A 19063-nucleotide genomic window follows, 5' to 3' on the forward strand; every position below is an offset into this window, starting at 1 on the left:
TTAGCGTTTCACTGGCTTTAAAGTACTCGAACCAAAATGCAACATGAAACACTTGCTTTAAAGTGTTAATTTTTTGAGAATAGTTCTAAATTTTAAAATAATATCTAGGCGATTTGTGCGTATTTTCAAAGCGAAATTCATCAGACCTATGCAACACAATAAAATCGTTATTACCTCTATACTATTTGCCTCTATCAGTATTTGGACAAGTCATATTCAGGCCCAAACACAGAGTCAGTTGGCAAGAACGACTTTTGAAACGACATTAAAAAATGGTTTAAAAGTCATTATTCGTGAAGATCATCGTTCTCCCATCGTGATGACACAAATTTGGTACGGCGTGGGCAGCAGCGATGAATCTGGCAATGTACTTGGTATTTCACATGTACTTGAGCATATGATGTTTAAAGGCACACAAAAAGTGCCCGATGACGAATTTACTCGTCTGAGCCGACTGTATGGCGGGTATACCAATGCCACAACCTATAATAATTACACCAATTATTACCAGCTTTATCCTAAAAAATATTTTCCTTTAGCTCTAGAATTAGAAGCAGATCGGATGAAAAATCTTGTATTGAAACAACAAGATTTTGAGCCTGAGATTAAAGTCGTTATGGAAGAACGACGCCAAAGAACAGATGATAATCCTCGAAATTTAGCATATGAACGTTTTAAATGGATTGCTTATCCAACCAGTCACCATCGTCAACCTGTGATTGGTTTTATGAAAAATTTGAAGAACATTCAAGTCAATGATTTGAAGCATTGGTATCAAACATGGTATACCCCCAATAATGCAACTTTAGTGATTGTTGGTGATGTCAATGCCGAGCAAGCCTTAAAACAAGTTGAAAAATATTTTGCAATGATTCCGAAAAAAGAACTGCCTGATCGAAATGATGTTCTTGAATTTGATCGGGTTGGTTATCGCCATATGGAAATTCAACTTCCTGTTCAAGTTCCCAATTTATTTATGGCTTGGAATGTCAGATCTATTGCGACTGCTAAGAACCCACAAGATGCTTATGCACTCACGATTATTCAATCTTTATTGGATGGTAGCATTTCTGCACGACTACAAGACCGCTTAGTTCGAGATAAAAAAGTTTTAACCGCCATCAGTGTCAGTTATGACCCATACAATCGTGGCGATAGTTTATTTATGATTTCAGCAATTCCAAGTGAAGGCATCTCATTGGAAGAAGCACAAAAAGCGATTGACACAGAAATGAATTTATTCAAAACCGAATTGGTCAATCAAACTGAACTCGATCGAGTTAAAAACAACTTCATTTCAAATTTAATTTATAGTCAAGATGACATCAGTGGACAAGCCAATATGATTGGTAAACTTGAAGTCAATGGTCTGAGTTTTCGCTTAATTGATGAATTACCTAAATATTATGAAACTGTTACAGCACAAGACTTGCAGCGTATTGCCAATATTTACTTTGTCAAAGAAAACCTAAGTAGTTTGTATTTGATGCCAGAAAATTCAGAAGAAAAATAGGATAATAACAATGTGCTTAAACAAAATAACCTTAAAAGCCCCTCTGCTTTTGCTAGGTATTTTACTGTACCCAACGCTAAATTATGCTGACACAACACCTGACGAGCGTGAAGATGCTGTCGTTCATATTTCAGATACAAATTTAAAGGCGCTCAAATCACTGCAAAGCCTCAAAAATTTAGGTGAACATCAACAATATCAAGCACCTTTTGTGCAAGATTTACAAAATACTCAGAATGTTAGAACTTTATTTGTAGCCGCGCAAGATTTACCGATTGTCGATATTCAACTGACCTTTAATGCAGGTTCATCTCAAGATGAAACTCTTGGTAAAGGTCTGTTTGGTATGTCAAATATGGCAGCAAAACTCCTAACTGAAGGTACAGAACAATATTCAGCCAAAGAAATTGCTTCAACATTTGAAGGCTTAGGAGCACAATTCGATGTCAGTGCTTACCGCGATATGTTTATCGTCAAGCTTAGAGTTTTATCTGATCCTAAAAAACTTGATCCTGCCATCGACATGATGCTTCATGTGATCAATCATTCTCAGTTTAAAGCTTCTAGCTTAAACCTTGCTTTAAACAATACCAAAATAGGACAAAAGCAACTTAAAGAAAATCCAAGCAGACTGTTGGGTATAAAATTTTATCGGACTTTATACGGACAGCACCCTTATGCCGAACCCACGGTGGGAACCAATGGCAGTATTCAAAAAATCACTCCAGAATTGTTAAAAGCATTTCGAGATAAACTGCTCGTTGCACAAAATATGAATATTGCTATTACAGGCAATTTGACCAATGTTGAAGCCACAGAAATTTCTAATTTAATCAGTCAAAATATCGTTCAAGGTCAAACTGCGCCACCGCTTCCTGAACCACAAGATCAAAAAGATTTCAATATTCAATATATTCCATACAATTCAACCCAAGCGCATGTGATGATGGGGCATTTGGCTATCAAACGTAATGATCCAGATCGTATTGCTTTAGAAGTCGCAAATCAGATGTTTGGTGGCAATGGCTTTAACTCTATACTTATGAAAGAATTACGCGTTAAGCGTGGCTATACCTACGGCGCATATAGCACACTAAGCTCAACTGCGGCGCGTGGTCTGTTCAGTTTGAGCTATGCAACTGAACAAAATCAGTTAATGGATAGTATTCGTGTTACGCACCAAGCGTTGTACGATTTTATAAAAAATCCAATATCCAAAAAGCAACTTGAAGAAACTAAAGAAGGAATGCTACGTTCATTTCCAATGACGTTCAGTTCAAATGCCAATATCAATGCACAAATTGCAGCGATTGGTTTTTATCAACTTCCTGCAGATTTTCTAACACAATATCAAAAACAGCTCAGTGAGATCACAACTCAGCAATTACAACGTGCTATTCAAAAAAACTTACATGCAAACCGTTTAACGCTCGTGATTGTAGCCAATCAGTTAGATGAAAAAGCACTAAAGAACATGTTAAATAGCAATGTAAATTCAGGGCAATTTTTTAAACCGAATACACCCAATTTAATCATTAAAACCACAATCAGACCATCTAAATAAAGCTTAAATTTTACTCAGGATCAGCTATATCCACTGCGGGATATTTTTTAACATGACTATTTTCAAAATGATAAGCACGTAACAACCTAAGATATTCAATCTTTTTAATGACGTCTTGATGTTTTAAATGATTGGCAATTTTTTGTGTTTTGGGAAGTGCCGCTTGTTTTGAGTATTGAGTCACTAAACGATATTGTTCAGAATTAATCGGTCGAAGCAATGCAAAAGTCGCAACAGTCAAAATGATAAAAATCATGCTGATAATGAAATAATTCAAAACATTTTCCACAGGAAAAGAAGAATATCGTTTTTGAAAATGATCTTTGAGTTTGCGCATGAACTACCTCTAACTTGCGATAGTCTAATCATCCTTTACAGAAAAATATAGCGCTTTCTTAGCTTTGTACTACAATAACATTTAAAAATAGTGCCGATATGATTTAAAAATTTCGCAATTTAATTGTGAAATTTTAGACAAATTCAGTAGCCTCCTCCTCATGCCGATAAAAACTTTTATCGACAAAAAAACCTTATTCGTACAGAAATTAAATAAGGTTTTTTGCATTATTCAGTTGAAAAAGTTTGAATCAAATTTCCCTATTAAACATTCTATCAAATAACAGCTCTTAAAAATGCGAAATACAAAATAACCGCAATAATGATCAGCACAATACTCACAGCAAAAACCCCCACCCCATTTTCAGTATGTGAAGAATGCAAATCATCATCGTCTGCAAGTCGTCTTAATTCGCCATCATAAATCCGATAAAACCCCAGTTTTTGCGTTGGATTCAAATCTTTGGTATAATCGTACACACGTTTTCGTTGTGCCAAACAATAATCACCAAGATGTATCTCTTGATGGAAAATTGCTTCGTCCAATTGTTTACGATGATACTGAGCTAATTCAACGATTTGAGATTCAGCTGGAGGTACATCAAAAGTAAATCCATCTATTACATTTGTCATGTTGTTCTCCCTTTGTCATAATTCTCATATTAATTTTAATAAATATTATTTCTGATTAATGTTTAATCATGTAATTTTGTATTCGTCAAGTGTCTTTTGCAAATTACTTGACAAGTGAAGTAAATTGTAATATTACTTTAATAAAGTTAAGTTAGATTAGTTAAGTATAGGCTCCGATGGGGAGCCAAGTTAAAGATCATAATTACAATAAGGAGTTATATATGATTCATCAAATCTCTCATCAAGACTTAGAACATGTTTATGCAAATGCAGTAAATACAATTCAATGTGAAATGAACTTTGTAGATGCGGTAAAAGCGTTAGAAGATGCAGCAAAAGCTGGACATGGTAAAGCAGCAACATTTCTTGCAGAACTTTATTTCCAAGGTTTTCGCGTAGAACGAGATTCACTCAAAGCGCAGTACTGGCAAAAAATGGCCACGATGCAAGCCTAGTCAAACGTCACCTCGGTGGCGTTTTTTTTATGTCTGCTTTAAATGATTTATTTTTCAATCAATTTTAATAAATGCTTACGATTCAGCATAAAGTGGTAACGGTTCTTGACTGAATTTCCTTTAGAATGGTTGATGCACTAGACACGATTGTAAATCATGAAAAAATATATTTTCCTTCAACCCATCTCTAATGAGTTGTTTCTTAAAATTTCGGTTCTAAAATCATTAATGTATTGTGGCGTATTATGGGGTTTGTACCATGAAGGTTGGGCAATGAAGTCCGATCAAAATGAAGTATTCTTTCCCTTTTGGCTCAATTCTACTCAAGCATTTCAATATGCCAAAATACATTGGCCACATTACACTCCTCGCAGAATCACACCAAAAGATTTTGAAGAATCATTGCTACCGACATTAAAGCGCCTCAATGTTAAACCTGCTTTGTTTAACTCATCATCACGTAAATTTAAACTTTCAACGACTCAAATGCATCATTTCTTCTTTAACAACAACATTCAATTTCAAGCGATTTAATTTAAGCATTGTTCTTAAGTTTTAAGAGCATTGTAAAAAATTATTGTTATATTTTTAACTGCAAAGTATTTTAAATCTTTAAAAATACAGTTAAGTTAATAGAATGCAGTATAAGCATCAATACAAAAGGAAAAATAATTATGACGACAGTAGCACAAGTAATTCAAGATAAAGCAGGATTAGAAATTCATACCATTTCACCAACTGCTACCGTTTTAGCAGCGATTACCCTCATGGCAAATAAAGGGATTGGTGCACTGGTTGTCACTCAAGATTCTAAAGTCGTTGGAATTTTATCTGAACGTGACTACACACGTAAAATTGCCTTGATGCAGCGTACCTCAGACCATACAACTGTCGCAGAAATTATGACACCTAAAGTCATTTCAGTGATGCCAAGTCATACTGTAGAAGAGTGTTTAAACCTCATGACCGATGGTCATTTACGTCATTTACCTGTGATGGAAGGTGAAAAACTGGTTGGATTTATCTCTATTGGTGATTTAGTCAAAGCAACAATGGAAGATCAAAGAAAACTGATTGAACAATTACAACAATATATTTCAGGCTAATTTTGAATTTTGAATTTTGAATTTTGAATTTTGAATTTTGAAAAAAATTATCTAATCGGTATTTTAACATGATTAAAATACCGATTTAATTGGTAACTACCGGATTAGTTTAAACCCAATTTCCCTGCAACATAATCAGCATCTTTATCACCACGACCTGATAAATTCACAACGATTTTAATATCTTTTGCCATCTGCGGTGCTTCACGAATTGCCCAAGCTACAGCATGTGAACTTTCCAATGCTGGAACAATACCTTCTACACGAGAAAGTGTCATAAACGCATCTAAACATTCCTGATCTGTTGCTGTTGAATATTCAACACGCCCAATATCTTTCAAGAAGCTATGTTGAGGGCCAACACCAGGGTAATCCAATCCAGAAGCAATAGAATGTACTGGTAAAGGTTCACCCTGCTCATTTTCAAGGACATAACATGCCATACCATGAATTTGACTTGGTTTGCCCAATGTTAATGTTGCAGAATGCATATCCGTGTCTAAACCATGACCTGCTGGCTCTACACCAACAAGTTTCACATCCGTATCATTCAAGAATGCTGTGAATGCACCAATTGCATTTGAACCACCACCGACACAGGCCACAACATAATCTGGTTGAGCCCCAAAACGGTCTTGAGTTTGAACTTTGATTTCATCACCAATAATCGATTGAAAATCACGAACCATTTTCGGGAATGGATGTGGGCCAACCACTGAACCGATGGCATAGATGTAATTTTCAGGATCTTTTAAATACTCATCAAATGCGCTATCTACAGCATCTTTCAATGTTGCAGTACCTTGAGTTACCGCAACCAGTTTTGCGCCCAAAATCTTCATTTTCACAACGTTAGGATGTTCTTTTTCAATATCCACTTGCCCCATATGAATTTCACATGGAATACCCACTAAGGCACATGCTGTTGCTAACGCTACACCATGTTGACCTGCCCCAGTTTCAGCAATCACCTTGGTTTTACCCATATATTTAGCAAGCAATGCTTCGCCTAAACAGTGGTTTATTTTATGTGCGCCCGTATGATTTAAATCTTCTCGTTTTAAATAAATCTGCGCACCGCCCAATTGATCTGAAAGGCGTTTAGCATGAAATAAAGGACTTGGACGACCAACATAGTGGGTAAATAAATCAACCAACTCATTTTGAAATTCCGGTGTCTTACGAATCTCTTCATAAGCCACATTAATCTCATCCATAGCTTGTTTTAAATGAGGCGGTATAAATTGACCACCATATTCACCAAAAAATCCGTTTTCATTCGGTAAAGCAACACCATTGATTTGATGATCCATTTGAGTTCCTCATTTAAGAATCTTAGTTTTTAAGAATTATAACTTTCAATTTTATTTGTATATTTTTAGGATCTTTGAGATTCAAAAAATCTGTAGCCTGTAGAGGCCAGCAAAGATCCTATGCTAAAAATCCAATTTATCGAGACAAATATTTGGTCATATCTTCAATGCCTTTTAAGGTCATTGGAAACATGTGATCGTCAAATATTTGCTTAATCATATTAATCGTTTGCGTATAGTGCCAATACCCTTGTTCTTCAGGATTTAACCATGCTGTTTTTTCAAAATGATTACGTAAACGACGTAGCCAAACATCACCTGCTTCCTCATTCATATACTCAACAGAACCACCAGCTGACTTTAACTCATACGGTGCCATACTCGCATCACCAACCACGATGACACGGTAGTCTTTACCATAGGTATTGAATAAATCCCACGTGTTCATCCGTGTCGAAGAACGACGATGATTGTCTTTCCAAACATAGTCATACAAACAGTTATGAAAATAAAAATATTCTAATGTTTTAAACTCTGTTTTCGCAGCACTAAACAGCTTTTCACATTGTGCAATGTGTGAATCCATAGATCCTCCCACATCAAACAACATAAGAACCTTAATACGATTACGACGCTCAGGCACCATTTGAACATCTAAAATGCCTTGTTTCGCAGTTTCATAAATCGTGCCATTAATATCTAGCTCTTCAGCTGCACCCTGACGAGCAAATTTACGCAAACGACGCAAAGCCATTTGCATTTGGCGTGTACCTAAAATTTGCTCATCATCAAGATTTTGATATTTACGCTGTTCCCAAACTTTTACAGCCGAATTCTTACGACTAGGTCCACCAATCCGAACACCTTCAGGATGATCACCAAAAGCACCAAAAGGTGATGTTCCGCCTGTACCTACCATGCGGTTACCACCTTGATGTTTTTTATGTTGTTCACGCAAGCGTTCTTCCAACATTTTCATCAATTCTTCAAGCGAACCTGCTTTCATCAATTCAGCACGTTGTTCAGGTGTTAAATGCTTTTCGAGTAATTCCAAATCAAACCAATCTTTCGGTAATTTTTGAACCTTACTGAGTAAATCATCAAGATCGAAAGTATGAATACCTTCAAAATAATCTTTCATGGCACGATCAAACTTATCAAAGAATCTTTCATCTTTGACCATGACCGTTTTCACCAATTGATAGAAATCATCTTGATCTGCAAAAACCAAACCTTGACTAATCGCTTGGTTTAAGTCGATCAATTCACGTGTTGAAACAGGTACACCATATTTTCGCAGGGTATAAAACAATCGCACAAACATGTTGCGACTCCCCCATTAACGACGTGACATAAAGGCTAAACGTTCCAACAATTGCACATCTTGTTCATTTTTAATCAATGCGCCATACAATGGTGGAATCGCTTTCGATTTATCGTGATTACGCAATACATCTTCTGGCATATCGTCAGCCATCAACAAGCTTAACCAATCAATTAATTCAGATGTTGAAGGTGGTTTTTTCAGACCTGGAACTTGACGTAATTTAAAGAATACTTGTAAAGCTTCTGAAACCAAAGTTCCTGAAATATTCGGAAAATGCACGGCAATAATTTCACGCATCGTCGCTTCATCTGGGAATTCAATATAATGGAAAAAACAACGACGCAAGAACGCATCTGGAAGCTCTTTTTCATTATTTGATGTGATAATTACAATCGGACGTTGTGTGGCGGTAATCGTTTCATCTGTTTCATAAACAAAGAAAGACATTTTGTCTAATTCATGCAACAAATCATTTGGAAATTCGATGTCTGCTTTATCAATTTCATCAATCAATAAAACACAACGTTCCTCACTGGTAAATGCTTCCCACAGCTTACCCGGCTTGATGTAGTTTTTGATATCGTAAACACGATCATCACCAAGCTGACTATCACGTAAGCGTGAAACAGCATCATACTCATACAAACCTTGCTGGGCTTTGGTTGTAGATTTAATGTGCCAAGTAATCAGTTTTAAGCCTAAACTTTCTGCGACTTGTTCTGCAAGCAAGGTTTTCCCTGTGCCCGGCTCACCTTTCACCAATAATGGCTTTTGTAATGCACGAGCTGCTTTTACAGCTAGTCTTAAACTATCAGTCGCAATATATTGCTCAGTACCTGTGAATTGTTGAGAATCAACAGACATAAATAACCTTTATTTTTTATTTAAAGTGGTGAAATATTTTTTGCTACAATGCTTCGTTTCATATTTTTATTGGCTTTGTATTTAGACCAACAGAATCCAACAATCAAACCCACACCGATCACAAAAACGATTAATGCAAGATTTGACCAAATTAATGGAGAATCTTTAGTTAAAATACCAAATAACAATCCAAAGACAGCAGGCGCGACTTCGGAGTTAGGTCCTTCAGAAATTGTCGGAGTTGCAATTATTGCAAATACAATCATCCATGAAATACCGCCAAGTGGTGAAGGTAAACGCTTTGCAATCGAATACCAGCACCACAAAATCAAAACTGTTCCAAGAACATAGACTGAGATCGCAATATTATCTTCTGGTATAGAATCAAATAGGTGTAGGAAATTTGCCCATATTCCTGATAACTGTTCAAGCACCACGTAGTCCCTCTGGTTCAACCGCATTTGGGTTAATTAAACCCTCTGGCGGCATTTGAATAAAGAAGCCTTTTGTGTTCAATGAATCTAAAACATGTAACACATTCACACGTGCTAATTTTTTATCTTCATTTAATTCAAGATGCATAACATGCGTTGCACGGCCAAAAGCAGCACGTAAAGGTTCAGACAAGACCGCTAAAGGATCAGCATTTTCATCTTCATTTGGATGATTTGGACGAGCCACATAAAGATACATTTCGTCTTTTTTGCTCGATTTATAAATATCACAATGCATTTTAAACAACAGCTTCAATTAAACTCATATCACAGCATACATGAAAAAAACGACGGATACATTATCGAAAATTAACGCATCAGTCGTTATTTATAATCAATTGTTAAATATTTGATCAACTCTAAATCTTTTTTAAATTTACAAAATGCCTGCAATTCAAAATGAATGAATAAGTTAAAAACTACTCATTCACTTTCATTTGGGTGCTTAAATAATTCAAATCATTATGCAACATACGAATGAGCGGTTGCGTTAATAAATCATAACGCCACCCCAATAAATAACGCGGCAAATCTTGTTCATCACCATGAAAAACCACATGATGATACAAAGCATTCAACCACTTTTTGCGCATAAGTACTTCTTTGGGTACTTGCGTTTCTAGCGAAATATTTGAAATCAATTCATCCACTTCAAGCGTAACGCCTTTTGAAGAATGCTTAATCGGTCGAGCGATACGCAAAGGCCATTCATCTATTTCAGGTAAGAACTTCAATAAATCTAAAATGGTCTTGCCGTGTTCACGTACAATATTCGGTCGAATACCTTTAACCTGAGATAATTGAAAATTATTCTTGGGATTCATTTCTACCAAATCAATCATCGTCGAACTTTTAAGAATAAAGCTTCGTGGCTGATTCAATGCTTTGACCATTTCTTCACGCCAAACACTCAATTGCTGCAATTGCATCAACTGTTTACGAGAATGTCGATAGTTCCCAATTTCACTATAAAGTTTTTCTTTTGGTGTTTCTAAGGCGATTTCAAAGGTCAAATTCTGACAGTCTTCAACAGCTTGCTGATACAAATTTTTCTGCGTTAATTCTAACTTCACTTTTTCAGCCAAATGCATAATGTATAAAACATCATTGGCTGCATAATTCATTTGTTCATTGGTCAATGGACGTGCTAACCAGTCTGAACGAGTTTGGTCTTTATCGATATCGATATCGAGTATCAGTTTCAAAGCATTTTGATAGCTCACTTGCAAGCCATGTCCTAAAAAAGACAAAGCAACTTGTGTATCAAACACATTTTCTAAATTTTTCTTATCTGAATAATGATAAATCAAATCAATATCTTCACCACATGCGTGAAAAATATTTTGTTGTGCTTGAAAAAGCTTATTCCAAAAATTGTCTAAATCTAAAGTTGTACCGTCGAGCAGAAACACTTGACCATTGACATTGATTTGAAACACACCGAGTTTAGGCCAAAGCGTATCGACTTTAATAAATTCAGTGTCTAGACCATAAGTCGATGTATGTTGCATTAAATCCAACACATTTTCGAGTTCGGTCTGTTGATTGATAAATTGAAACATGTCAGTTTGTGTCAAAATGTTACATTTAAATAAAATATGATTTTACCTGAATATATAAAATTTAAATATAAGATTTTTCAACTAATTCTCCATAAATATCTTATTTTTCAACAAAATTAACATTGTATAGCTAATTTATATATAGTTTTTACAGCTTACTAAAGCAAAAAATTTTTATAAAAATGATGAATATAAGCATTTCTTAAATTGCATTTTTGAGTCTACATAAAACTTTTGAACAAATGTAAATATTTTTAAATAAAAAAGGATTTGTTCATCATTTCAGACCAGTTGCATTATCGCAAAGCTATCCAAAAGATCAACAAACCCTTAAGTCGCACTTTTGGCTTGTTATTTCATACGCATGCGATTATGTACAGCTTGGCTAAGCGTATGGCTATCGACATATTCCAACTCACCACCCTGTGGTACACCCTGAGCGATTCGTGTCATTTGTAAAGACAGATGCTTTGTTGCCTCGACCAAGTAATGTGCAGTTGCTTGCCCTTCTACAGTTGCATTGGTAGCTAAAATCACTTCAGTAATTTTACCAGCACTCAGTCGTTGCACTAAATATGGAATACCAATTTCTTCAGGCCCAATACCATCCAAAGGAGACAAATGCCCACCTAATACGTGGTATTTACCTCTAAAACTGCCACTTTGTTCAATTGCCATCACATCTGCTGGTGATTCAACCACACAAAGCAACTGATCATCACGGTCATTTGAACAACAAATATCACAGACTTCATTTTCAGTCAGTGAATGACAAAGACTACATTCATGAATATAAGAGGTCGCTTCATTGAGCGCATGCGCCAAACCAATCGCTCCCTCTTTATTTTTCATGATCAAATGCAATGCCATACGTTGAGCCGATTTCGGCCCAACACTAGGTAAAATTCGCAAAGCTTGTACAAGCTGATCAAAACGGTCGCTAAACACCTGCTAATCCTTAGAACAAACCCGAAAGACCCGGTGGTAAACCCATACCAGAGTTTGCTTCTTTCATTTTTGCTTCAGAAATCACTTCTACTTGACGTGCAGCGTCATTCATTGCAGCAGCAATCAAGTCTTCAATCATATCTGGATCGTCTTGTAACAAATCAGGGCTAATTTCAATACGTTTAACCACGTTACGACAAGTCATGGTAACTTTTACCAAACCACCACCCGCTTCCGCTTGAACTTCAGTTTGTGCAAGCTGTTCTTTTGCTTTTTTAACATTGCTTTCCATGTCTTTTTGCATGCGTTGAGCTTGTTGCATCAGCATATTAATATTCATAAAATTCTCCGAACAAAATCCTAATTTGGCAGACATTGTAATCTAGGTTTAAAACAAAAACGATCCAAACCTAGAGCAATTGTTAAATAATGGCTTATATACAGGTTAATTGATTAAATTAAATCTAAACCATGTGAAAGATCACGGATAATATCATCAGCATCTTCCAAACCGACAGATAGTCGAATTAAACCTTCACGAATTCCTGCAGCCGCTTTCGCTTCAGGAGAAAGTTTACCGTGAGTGGTGGTCGCTGGATGCGTAATTGTAGACTTCGCATCCCCCAAGTTACCTGTAATCGAAATAAATTTTGTGTTATCGATGACTTTCCACGCGCCTTCACGCGCATGCTTCACTTCAAATGAGACAATACCACTGAAACCTGTTTGTTGTTTTGCTGCAAGCTCATGTCCAACATGATCTTTTAAGCCTGCAAAATAAACTTTCTCAACATTTGGGTGTGAAACTAACCATTCTGCAATTTTCTGAGCACTTTCAGAATGTGCTTTCATACGTAAACGTAAAGTTTCCAAGCCTTTCAAAAATACCCATGCGTTGAATGGGCTCATTGATGGGCCTGTTGTACGTACATAACCAAATACTTCTTCAAGTAATTTGTGACTTCCAACCACTGCGCCACCTAATGCACGGCCTTGTCCATCTAAATATTTAGTTGCTGAATAAATCACTAGATCAGCACCAAACTTTAATGGTTGCTGCAAAATTGGCGTACAGAAACTATTATCAATTGCCAATAAAGCATCATGCGAATGTGCAAGGTCAGATAAAGCTTGAATATCTGCAACTTCAGACAATGGATTTGATGGTGATTCTACAAATAACAACTTAGTTTCAGGACGAATTGCATTTTCCCATGCATTTAAATCTGTTAAATCGACAAAAGTAACTGCGACATTGAATTTAGCAACGTATTTTTCAAACAACGACACCGTTGACCCAAACACTGCACGTGAACAAATGACGTGATCACCAGCTTTAAGGAACGACATAACCACAGCCATAATTGCAGCCATACCTGAACTGGTTGCTACAGCACGTTCTCCACCTTCCATAGCCGCTAAACGTTTTTCAAACATTGCAACTGTTGGATTGGTAAAGCGCGAGTAAATATTACCTGGTTCAGCACCCGAAAACTTAGCTGCTGCTTCTGCTGCATTTTCATAAACAAAAGATGAAGTGAGGAAAATAGGCTCACTATGTTCACCTTCAAAACTGCGTGTATGACCTGTGCGAAGGGCTAATGTATCAAGTTGGTATTCAATGTCGTCGTGCTGGCTCATTTCAACTACTCAGTTCTAAAACTGCCTTTGTAAAATATTGCCAACATTTTGAGCGCGCGATGTATTTAAGGTCAAGGTATAATCTAAAATTATCACTTACACTTCGGGCATTCTGTACAAAAATGAGACAAAAAGCACTTATGGCACACATTATGGCGAAGTTCCAAGAACGAAAATCGAAATTAAAAAATTTATCTACCCGTATTTTCAATGGTGAGTCATTGGTGTTATCTCAAAGTACGCCTTATGAAATTATTGCAGAGCATAATCAAACTAAAGTGAGATACTATGCTGCGCCTGAAAGAAGATTTAAAGAACCGTTGGTATTTGCTGCACCTTTAGCGATTAATATGGCGATTTATGACTTGTATCCATATCGCTCTTTGGTTAAATATTTCTCAGAACAAGGTTTTGATGTCTATTTGTTGGATTGGGGTAAGCTCAACTATGATGATCGTTTTCTTAATTTTTTAAATTTCATCGATGAATCAATTCCCTACTGCATTAATGAAATCCGTGAACATTCTCAAAGTGATCAGATTTCACTGCATGGTTGGAGCATGGCAGGTATTTTTGTGCTGCTCTATACTGCCTTTAAGCAACCAAACCATGTCAAAAACTTAATTGTTTTAGGCAGCCCAATAGACAGTTATGCTTCTGGCGGTATTGGAAAACTTTATAAAAAGATTAACAATCTCATCCTTAAAAGTCCTAAATTACAAAATACACTCTATAAAGGCGGGCTTCCTAAAAAGCTGATTCACACGCCAGGCATTTTAAATTCGATCGGATTTAAAATTCTAGATCCTAAAGGCTGGTATCAGGGCCATAAACAATTACTACTCAATTTAGATGATGAGCAATTGCTACATGAACACGCAACACTTGGCAACTTTCTCAATCATATGATCGATTACCCTGGTGGTGTAAACCAAGATATGTTGTTTAATGTGTGGTTACAAAATCCGTTAAAAGATGGTGCTATTCAACTGAGTAAACATAAAATTGAACTTAAAAATATCGATTGTTCTTTAATGGTTGGTGCAGGAAAAGGCGATCAAATGGTTACTGCTGATTCAGTTAAGCCATTAATCGAATTGACAAATAGTAGTGATGTCACGTTTACTCTTATTCCTGGTGGACATTTAGGCTTGATGTCGAGTCAAAAAAGCGCTGATGAATTTTGGCCTACACTCGCTCAATGGTTAGTACAACGTTCGATAAAAATCTAAAATTTTAAGGAATATTATGAATACCTCAGTTGCATTTATAGGTTTAGGCGCAATGGGTTACCGCATGGCAGCTCATTTACCGAAACATTTCGATATTGTTTACGTCTGGAATCGAAATTTTGATAAAGCCAAACAACATGCAACTGAATACAACACTCAAGCTGTAGAATTAAGCCAAGCTGTTCAAGCTGATATTATTTTCTCATGCTTACCAATCAGTCAGGACGTAGAAGACTTAATTCAAACGCTTGAAATTAAATCTGGTGCTATTTGGGTTGATTGTACCAGTGGCGTTCCAGAATCAGCACGTAAGCTCTCACGACAACTTGCTGAAAAAAATGTACAATTTTTAGATGCACCTGTGAGTGGACAAACCATCGGAGCAGAAAATGCGACATTAACCTTTATGGTGGGTGGTGAAAAACCTGCATTTGATCAAGCCTTAATTGCTATGCAAGTGATGGGGAAATTAATTAAACATGTGGGTGATTCTGGTACAGGCTTTGCTGTAAAAGCAGTCAATAATATGATGATGGCTGTTCATCTATGTGCGGCAGCAGAAGGTTTTACTACACTAAAAGCACATGGTGTAAACCTAAATGCAGCACTAGATTGCATCAATGCATCGAGCGGTAAAAGCGGTGTGACAGAAGCGGTTTTACCGCAACGTGTTTTTAATCGTAGCTTCCCTCTAACTTTTGCGCTACCCTTATTAGCCAAAGACACGGGTATTGCTGTTGATTTAATTCGTGAAGCAAAGCTTTCAGCACCTGTTATTGGTTTAACTCAAAGTTTAATACAAACTGCAAATAGCTTAGCTGAACCTGATAGTGACTTTTCTACAGCAATAAAAATGTACGAATTATGGAATAAAATTACATTGGATTAATTTTTCGCCATTGAATAACCACAATCTAACCATATAATCTAATAAAGTGACAAACTGATATGTCAAATTTGAGGCCATCTCATGAATAAGTCTGTAATTGCAATACTTTCTACTTTATCAATTTTTGTAGGTACTCAAGTTTTTGCCAACGATAATGTGCAAGAATGTAAAAAACTACAAGATGATTATAATGTTATCTATGCTTCAAAAGGCTTCTGTTTTAAAGATCCTGAAGCGAAAGCAAAATATGGCAATGATAATTGCTATACCAGTAAGCCTAAATTTTCTGAAAAAGAACAACAACGCCTTGACTCAATCAAGGAACGTCAGAAAGAATTGAATTGTAAATAACAACTTTTGGTAATTTAAGGAAATAATTATGGCTTATGATGATCAGAACATTTTTGCACGAATTTTGCGTGGAGAACTTCCTGCAATAAAAGTGTATGAAGATGATCAAGTTCTTGCATTTATGGATATCATGCCTCAAGCCGATGGTCATACACTGGTTATTCCTAAAACACCCGCACTTACCTTATTGGATCTGGATCCAGCGGTTGCAGCCTATACCATTCAAATTGTTCAGAAAATTGCGCAAGCAATTGAGAAAAGTTTGGGTGCTCAAGGTATTGTTTTAATGCAACTTTCTGGTGCATCTGCTGGGCAAACTGTACCTCATGTACACTTCCACCTCATTCCAACTTCTGTGCACGAATTAGGTCGCCATGCAGCACAAATGGGCGATCAAGAAAAAATTAAAGGCTTTGCTGAAAAAATTAAAGCAGCGCTTATTTAATTAAAATCTTTTTAGAATCAATGAGGCTCATATAGCCTCATTTTTTATTCAACAACTAAAACAATGTTCTCACGTCATCAAACTGTCATTTATTCTTCACCAACATGTAACAAAATTTGCTGATACTGCATGCAAGTTAGTAAGTAATGAATTTCTCAATACTTGCTGAATAAAAAAAGCAACGGCAAATGCCAATTGAACATGTTTTGGAGAAATCTCAATGAAAAAAGTGCTACTCGCTGCAGCAATCGCCACTATTAGTTTAAACGCAGCTCAAGCAGCGCCTACATTGTATGGTAAGCTCAATGTATCTTTAAACCAAGTAGACAATGTGAATGCTACTGGTAACAATGAAACTCAATTAAATTCAAATGCTTCACGTATTGGGGTTAAAGGCGAAGAAAAATTAACAGATAATGTTGGCGTTGTTTATCTAGCAGAGTTTGGTTTTGCAACAGATGGTGCTGGTTCTGATGCAGAATGGAGCGCGCGTAACCGCTTTTTAGGTCTTAAATTCAATAAAGTAGGTACATTAAAAGCGGGTAAATATGATTCATACTTCAAAACTTCAGCTGGAAAATATCAAGATATTTTCAATGATGATACAAACCTTGATATCACCAAAACAATGTACGGTGAAGAACGTTTAAATAACGTCATTGGTTTTGAAACAGATAAAAACTTATTAATTCCTGGTTTACAGTTTAACTTCCAAGCACAAACTGGTGAATCAAGCAGCACTGACCCAAAAGCGGGTGAAACCGGTGATGACAACAAACGTGACAGCCTTGACTCATTCTCAACATCTTTAACATATGAAAATAAAGATATTGGTTTGGCGACAGGTATCGCAGGTAACTTCGGTGTACAAGGTGCTTATAATGCACTTGATGGCAAAAAATACTACTCAGATGCGATCCGTGTTACTGGTTCTTTAGACCTTACACCAGTTGGAGCTGAAGGCTTAGTCTTCGGTGCACTTTATCAACAAGCTGAACCTACTGATGATGTAGTTGCATACAAAGATCTAAAAGAAAAAGCATGGTTAGTTTCTGGAACATATAGCATTCCAAGCACGCCATGGGCTGTAAAAGCACAATATCAATCAGCTAAAACTGACTGGACAAATAATGATCGTAAAATTGATCAATACGGTTTAGGTGTTGATTACAACTTTAACAAACAAGCACGTTTTTATGGTGTAGTTGCACAACAAAAACGTGATTGGTATGCAGATAACGATAAGAAAACTGTGTTTGGCCTAGGTATGGAATATAACTTCTAATCAAGCCTTAAAATAAATAGTTTGGTTAAGCCGAGTTAATTACTAACTCGGTTTCTCTTTTTGTAAGATAACTTTAGAGACAATAACGACAAACAAACTATAAAAGAAACCTCATCAGAATGATGGGGTTTCTTTTTATCTATGGGTTTAGATTTTATAAGCTTTTTAAATAGTCGATAATCTCTTTATTTTCAGCCATTTCTGCAAGTTCTAAAGCCGTATATTCAGCTTTATAATTTACATCTGCACCTTTACTGATTAATAACTTTACAATTTCAAGATGATCATTCTCAGCTGCTGCATGTAAAGCACTATAGCCTTCATCATCAGTCGTATTTACATCTGCACCATCTGCCAAACACTTTTTGACTTGTTTTAAGTCACCTAAAGATGACCAATAGACAAGTTCAGGAAGATGTAATTCTTCATCATTTTCGGGAATTGGGGAGAATGAGTTGAGTTTCATATAAACTTCCTTTAAAACTAATTGAATTTTTANTAAACTTCCTTTAAAACTAATTGAATTTTTAATAAACATTTTCCTAAGACTTCTCCCATGATGTTTGAGCAAATCCTTCATCATCGGCTAAAAATAAATTTATTTTTTCCTTGTACACATGTTCATTTAAATCTTGATACACAATCAAAATAGGAATTTTAGAGTTAGGTTTCCATGAATCTTCATAGCCTAAATGCCAAAATGCATTTTTAATTGATCGATTATTCGCTAACACTGGTATCGAAATATTACTATAAAAGCATCGTTGGGCATCTAAAGGAATTTCTTTTTTTTAAAGAAGCTTTCCTTACATCTATTTTATCAACAACAAAATAAATTTCTTTTGCTGGTCTATTTCCAGTATTTTCAATCCATATATTTAAGGTTGTTCCACAATTTCCGGCTGAACTAGTTGATATTTTTGCAGTTATCAATGGTCGGTTTGCTTGGCGCCAAGAATAAATTGCAAAGAACAAGGAAAAGCTAGAAACAATAATAGAAAAAATACTTATGAATATTGTTATTACCATACAAAAATGAACTTAAAATAGTTTTATAAACTAGTCTAAAAGTAAATACAAATAAAAAAACACCCTCTGCTATTGC

General features: G+C 36.0%; 22 protein-coding genes. 10 read left to right on the forward strand and 12 right to left on the reverse strand.

Features of this window, described 5'->3' with window-relative positions:
• Positions 1-148: 148 nt before the first annotated feature.
• Together CDA10_RS03290 and CDA10_RS03295 are read left to right on the forward strand one after the other, a co-directional pair.
• Positions 149-1513: a M16 family metallopeptidase gene (locus CDA10_RS03290; protein ID WP_089604115.1), complete on the forward strand. Its 1365-nt coding sequence runs from the start codon at positions 149-151 to the stop codon at positions 1511-1513.
• Positions 1514-1523: 10 nt separating this feature from the next.
• A complete protein-coding gene (locus CDA10_RS03295; RefSeq protein ID WP_089604084.1) occupies positions 1524-3077 on the forward strand; it encodes a M16 family metallopeptidase in 1554 nt (517 codons plus the stop codon).
• A gap of 10 nt (positions 3078-3087) precedes the next feature.
• Here CDA10_RS03295 and CDA10_RS03300 read toward each other — a convergent pair whose 3' ends face one another.
• The gene (locus CDA10_RS03300; RefSeq protein ID WP_089604085.1) at positions 3088-3414 is read right to left on the reverse strand and encodes a hypothetical protein; all 327 of its coding nucleotides are present in this window, start codon (positions 3412-3414) and stop codon (positions 3088-3090) included.
• Between the two features lie 275 nt (positions 3415-3689).
• On the reverse strand, positions 3690-4046 hold the full coding sequence (locus CDA10_RS03305; RefSeq protein ID WP_089604086.1) for a hypothetical protein: 357 nt from the start codon (positions 4044-4046) through the stop codon (positions 3690-3692).
• 221 nt (positions 4047-4267) lie between these two features.
• On the opposite strand from CDA10_RS03305, the gene CDA10_RS03310 reads away from it, so the two are divergent.
• The 3 genes from CDA10_RS03310 (at position 4268) to CDA10_RS03320 (ending at position 5607) form a co-directional block, all read left to right on the forward strand.
• Positions 4268-4501 (forward strand): hypothetical protein, encoded by a 234-nt coding sequence (locus tag CDA10_RS03310; protein WP_010114587.1) that lies wholly within the window; start codon positions 4268-4270, stop codon positions 4499-4501.
• Between the two features lie 156 nt (positions 4502-4657).
• A complete protein-coding gene (locus CDA10_RS03315; protein ID WP_089604087.1) occupies positions 4658-5035 on the forward strand; it encodes a DUF2750 domain-containing protein in 378 nt (125 codons plus the stop codon).
• A gap of 140 nt (positions 5036-5175) precedes the next feature.
• The gene (locus CDA10_RS03320) at positions 5176-5607 is read left to right on the forward strand and encodes a CBS domain-containing protein (protein ID WP_089604088.1); all 432 of its coding nucleotides are present in this window, start codon (positions 5176-5178) and stop codon (positions 5605-5607) included.
• Positions 5608-5711: 104 nt separating this feature from the next.
• On the opposite strand, the gene trpB is transcribed toward CDA10_RS03320, so the two are convergent.
• The 9 genes from trpB to CDA10_RS03365 all read right to left on the reverse strand — a co-directional run bounded on the left by trpB (position 5712) and on the right by CDA10_RS03365 (position 13756).
• Positions 5712-6920, reverse strand: a complete 1209-nt coding sequence (gene trpB, locus CDA10_RS03325; RefSeq protein WP_089604089.1) for a tryptophan synthase subunit beta — start codon at positions 6918-6920, stop codon at positions 5712-5714.
• Between the two features lie 136 nt (positions 6921-7056).
• Complete coding sequence (locus tag CDA10_RS03330; RefSeq protein ID WP_089604090.1) at positions 7057-8244, reverse strand: vWA domain-containing protein; 1188 nt, start codon at positions 8242-8244, stop codon at positions 7057-7059.
• Positions 8245-8259: 15 nt separating this feature from the next.
• Positions 8260-9111: an AAA family ATPase gene (locus CDA10_RS03335; protein ID WP_010114595.1), complete on the reverse strand. Its 852-nt coding sequence runs from the start codon at positions 9109-9111 to the stop codon at positions 8260-8262.
• Positions 9112-9131: 20 nt separating this feature from the next.
• On the reverse strand, positions 9132-9545 hold the full coding sequence (locus CDA10_RS03340) for a hypothetical protein (protein WP_089604091.1): 414 nt from the start codon (positions 9543-9545) through the stop codon (positions 9132-9134).
• On the reverse strand, positions 9538-9843 hold the full coding sequence (locus CDA10_RS03345) for a YcgL domain-containing protein (RefSeq protein ID WP_089604092.1): 306 nt from the start codon (positions 9841-9843) through the stop codon (positions 9538-9540). The genes CDA10_RS03340 and CDA10_RS03345 overlap by 8 nt, the downstream gene beginning before the upstream one ends.
• 181 nt (positions 9844-10024) lie before the next feature.
• Positions 10025-11167 carry a ribonuclease D gene (locus CDA10_RS03350; protein WP_089604093.1) on the reverse strand — a complete coding sequence of 381 codons (1143 nt, stop codon included), beginning with the start codon at positions 11165-11167 and terminating at the stop codon, positions 10025-10027.
• Positions 11168-11518: 351 nt separating this feature from the next.
• Positions 11519-12115 carry a recombination mediator RecR gene (gene recR / locus CDA10_RS03355; protein WP_089604094.1) on the reverse strand — a complete coding sequence of 199 codons (597 nt, stop codon included), beginning with the start codon at positions 12113-12115 and terminating at the stop codon, positions 11519-11521.
• 10 nt (positions 12116-12125) lie between these two features.
• Positions 12126-12455 (reverse strand): YbaB/EbfC family nucleoid-associated protein, encoded by a 330-nt coding sequence (locus tag CDA10_RS03360; protein WP_089604095.1) that lies wholly within the window; start codon positions 12453-12455, stop codon positions 12126-12128.
• 113 nt (positions 12456-12568) lie between these two features.
• The gene (locus CDA10_RS03365; protein WP_089604096.1) at positions 12569-13756 is read right to left on the reverse strand and encodes an O-succinylhomoserine sulfhydrylase; all 1188 of its coding nucleotides are present in this window, start codon (positions 13754-13756) and stop codon (positions 12569-12571) included.
• A 140-nt stretch (positions 13757-13896) separates the two neighbouring features.
• Between CDA10_RS03365 and CDA10_RS03370 the strand changes: the two genes are divergently transcribed.
• From CDA10_RS03370 to CDA10_RS03390, 5 genes are all read left to right on the forward strand, one after another.
• Complete coding sequence (locus CDA10_RS03370; protein ID WP_089604097.1) at positions 13897-14988, forward strand: alpha/beta fold hydrolase; 1092 nt, start codon at positions 13897-13899, stop codon at positions 14986-14988.
• Position 14989: 1 nt separating this feature from the next.
• Complete coding sequence (locus tag CDA10_RS03375; protein ID WP_228704590.1) at positions 14990-15877, forward strand: NAD(P)-dependent oxidoreductase; 888 nt, start codon at positions 14990-14992, stop codon at positions 15875-15877.
• A gap of 81 nt (positions 15878-15958) precedes the next feature.
• Complete coding sequence (locus CDA10_RS03380) at positions 15959-16228, forward strand: YARHG domain-containing protein (protein WP_089604099.1); 270 nt, start codon at positions 15959-15961, stop codon at positions 16226-16228.
• Between the two features lie 28 nt (positions 16229-16256).
• Positions 16257-16673 carry an HIT family protein gene (locus tag CDA10_RS03385; protein ID WP_089604100.1) on the forward strand — a complete coding sequence of 139 codons (417 nt, stop codon included), beginning with the start codon at positions 16257-16259 and terminating at the stop codon, positions 16671-16673.
• A gap of 220 nt (positions 16674-16893) precedes the next feature.
• Positions 16894-17958: a porin gene (locus CDA10_RS03390; RefSeq protein WP_089604101.1), complete on the forward strand. Its 1065-nt coding sequence runs from the start codon at positions 16894-16896 to the stop codon at positions 17956-17958.
• 154 nt (positions 17959-18112) lie between these two features.
• On the opposite strand, the gene CDA10_RS03395 is transcribed toward CDA10_RS03390, so the two are convergent.
• Positions 18113-18424 (reverse strand): ankyrin repeat domain-containing protein, encoded by a 312-nt coding sequence (locus tag CDA10_RS03395; RefSeq protein ID WP_089604116.1) that lies wholly within the window; start codon positions 18422-18424, stop codon positions 18113-18115.
• Positions 18425-19063 lie beyond the last annotated feature (639 nt).

Source organism: Acinetobacter piscicola (assembly GCF_002233755.1).
Lineage (GTDB): Bacteria > Pseudomonadota > Gammaproteobacteria > Pseudomonadales > Moraxellaceae > Acinetobacter > Acinetobacter piscicola.

Excerpts from the sequence above, each read along its gene's own strand:
- CDA10_RS03290 (WP_089604115.1), top strand. The coding sequence starts at position 149 with ATGCAACACAATAAAATCGTTATTACCTCTATACTATTTGCCTCTATC.
- CDA10_RS03295 (WP_089604084.1), top strand. The coding sequence starts at position 1,524 with ATGTGCTTAAACAAAATAACCTTAAAAGCCCCTCTGCTTTTGCTAGGT.
- CDA10_RS03300 (WP_089604085.1), bottom strand. The coding sequence starts at position 3,414 with ATGCGCAAACTCAAAGATCATTTTCAAAAACGATATTCTTCTTTTCCT.
- CDA10_RS03305 (WP_089604086.1), bottom strand. The coding sequence starts at position 4,046 with ATGACAAATGTAATAGATGGATTTACTTTTGATGTACCTCCAGCTGAA.
- CDA10_RS03310 (WP_010114587.1), top strand. The coding sequence starts at position 4,268 with ATGATTCATCAAATCTCTCATCAAGACTTAGAACATGTTTATGCAAAT.
- CDA10_RS03315 (WP_089604087.1), top strand. The coding sequence starts at position 4,658 with ATGAAAAAATATATTTTCCTTCAACCCATCTCTAATGAGTTGTTTCTT.
- CDA10_RS03320 (WP_089604088.1), top strand. The coding sequence starts at position 5,176 with ATGACGACAGTAGCACAAGTAATTCAAGATAAAGCAGGATTAGAAATT.
- trpB (WP_089604089.1), bottom strand. The coding sequence starts at position 6,920 with ATGGATCATCAAATCAATGGTGTTGCTTTACCGAATGAAAACGGATTT.
- CDA10_RS03330 (WP_089604090.1), bottom strand. The coding sequence starts at position 8,244 with ATGTTTGTGCGATTGTTTTATACCCTGCGAAAATATGGTGTACCTGTT.
- CDA10_RS03335 (WP_010114595.1), bottom strand. The coding sequence starts at position 9,111 with ATGTCTGTTGATTCTCAACAATTCACAGGTACTGAGCAATATATTGCG.
- CDA10_RS03345 (WP_089604092.1), bottom strand. The coding sequence starts at position 9,843 with ATGCATTGTGATATTTATAAATCGAGCAAAAAAGACGAAATGTATCTT.
- CDA10_RS03350 (WP_089604093.1), bottom strand. The coding sequence starts at position 11,167 with ATGTTTCAATTTATCAATCAACAGACCGAACTCGAAAATGTGTTGGAT.
- CDA10_RS03360 (WP_089604095.1), bottom strand. The coding sequence starts at position 12,455 with ATGAATATTAATATGCTGATGCAACAAGCTCAACGCATGCAAAAAGAC.
- CDA10_RS03365 (WP_089604096.1), bottom strand. The coding sequence starts at position 13,756 with ATGAGCCAGCACGACGACATTGAATACCAACTTGATACATTAGCCCTT.
- CDA10_RS03370 (WP_089604097.1), top strand. The coding sequence starts at position 13,897 with ATGGCACACATTATGGCGAAGTTCCAAGAACGAAAATCGAAATTAAAA.
- CDA10_RS03380 (WP_089604099.1), top strand. The coding sequence starts at position 15,959 with ATGAATAAGTCTGTAATTGCAATACTTTCTACTTTATCAATTTTTGTA.
- CDA10_RS03385 (WP_089604100.1), top strand. The coding sequence starts at position 16,257 with ATGGCTTATGATGATCAGAACATTTTTGCACGAATTTTGCGTGGAGAA.
- CDA10_RS03390 (WP_089604101.1), top strand. The coding sequence starts at position 16,894 with ATGAAAAAAGTGCTACTCGCTGCAGCAATCGCCACTATTAGTTTAAAC.
- CDA10_RS03395 (WP_089604116.1), bottom strand. The coding sequence starts at position 18,424 with ATGAAACTCAACTCATTCTCCCCAATTCCCGAAAATGATGAAGAATTA.